This window comes from Alcanivorax sp. HI0044, assembly GCF_001634945.1.
Window position 1 is genome coordinate 1 of the sequence record NZ_LWEZ01001231.1, and the last position, 989, is coordinate 989.

Genomic DNA, 989 nt, shown 5'->3' on the forward strand with positions numbered 1-989 from the left:
CACACCAGCGTCCCCTGGCTGATGGATTCACGGGTGGCCGGAACCAATAGTTGCAACAAGGAAAGCAGTGCTTCGCCACGGCTGGAATAGGACGACAGAGAGAGCTCAGAACTAACGCCCGGCTCATCTCCCGCAGGCATAACCATTCGGGGAATGTCGGTGATGTGGCTCAGGCTCAGGCGCAAATCCCGCCGAATGGCGGAGCGGTTATCTATGACGTGGCGTAACCACAGCCGGGGACGGTGCAACATCTTCCTGCCCTGCCTTTACTGTTCTGTTTTTCTTATATGCCGAGCGTGTGTGTCTGCGCTCATATCAGAGTCTGTGCCCGGGAGAGACACCGGCGCTGTCGGCACACCAGAGTACGACGAAATCAGCAGACCAAGAATAGCAGGAAATCACCAAAGAGAGGTCACAGAAGTGAACAACACGCGGAAAAAACAGTGGAGTGTCAGGGCTTTGCCGCCACCATCCCCTTCGCACAACTGCCTGCGGCCTGTCTTCACACAACCGCAGGCAAAGCTGATTAGACGAAGTACATTAGCAGCCATTCAGCCGCCAGCGCGGGCTTGTCTTCACCTTCGATATCCACCGTGAACGCAAACTTGAGCAGCCACTGCCCTTCACGCTTTTCCGTAGCGTCCAGCAAGGTAGCACGCGCGCGAACCCGCTTTCCTTCCTTCACCGGAGCCATGAATCTCAGCTTGTCGAAGCCATAATTCATCGCCATTTTCATGCCTTTGGGCATCAAAAAATCGTCGATGGACGCCTGCAGATACGGCAGCAGCGACAGCGTCAGGTAACCGTGAGCGATGGTGGTGCCAAAGGGGGTATTTCGCGCTTGTTCCGGGTCCACATGAATGAACTGATGATCCAGAGTGGCATCGGCAAAAGCATTGATGCGCTCTTGATCGATCTGAAACCAGTCTGAAGCACCCAATTCCTTGCCGACGTAATCGGCCAATGCTGCGACCTCAACCACTTTCATT

1 protein-coding gene and 1 pseudogene are annotated in these 989 nt (G+C 55.0%); both read right to left on the reverse strand.

Annotated features, from left to right (window positions below):
- A pseudogene (locus A3730_RS17420) lies at positions 1-251 on the reverse strand (hypothetical protein); the annotation flags it as partial.
- A gap of 275 nt (positions 252-526) precedes the next feature.
- On the reverse strand, positions 527-988 hold the full coding sequence (locus A3730_RS17425) for a MaoC family dehydratase (RefSeq protein ID WP_063518676.1): 462 nt from the start codon (positions 986-988) through the stop codon (positions 527-529).
- Position 989: the final 1 nt, after the last annotated feature.

Coding starts and splice junctions, on each gene's coding strand:
- A3730_RS17425 (WP_063518676.1), bottom strand. CDS start 988: ATGAAAGTGGTTGAGGTCGCAGCATTGGCCGATTACGTCGGCAAGGAA.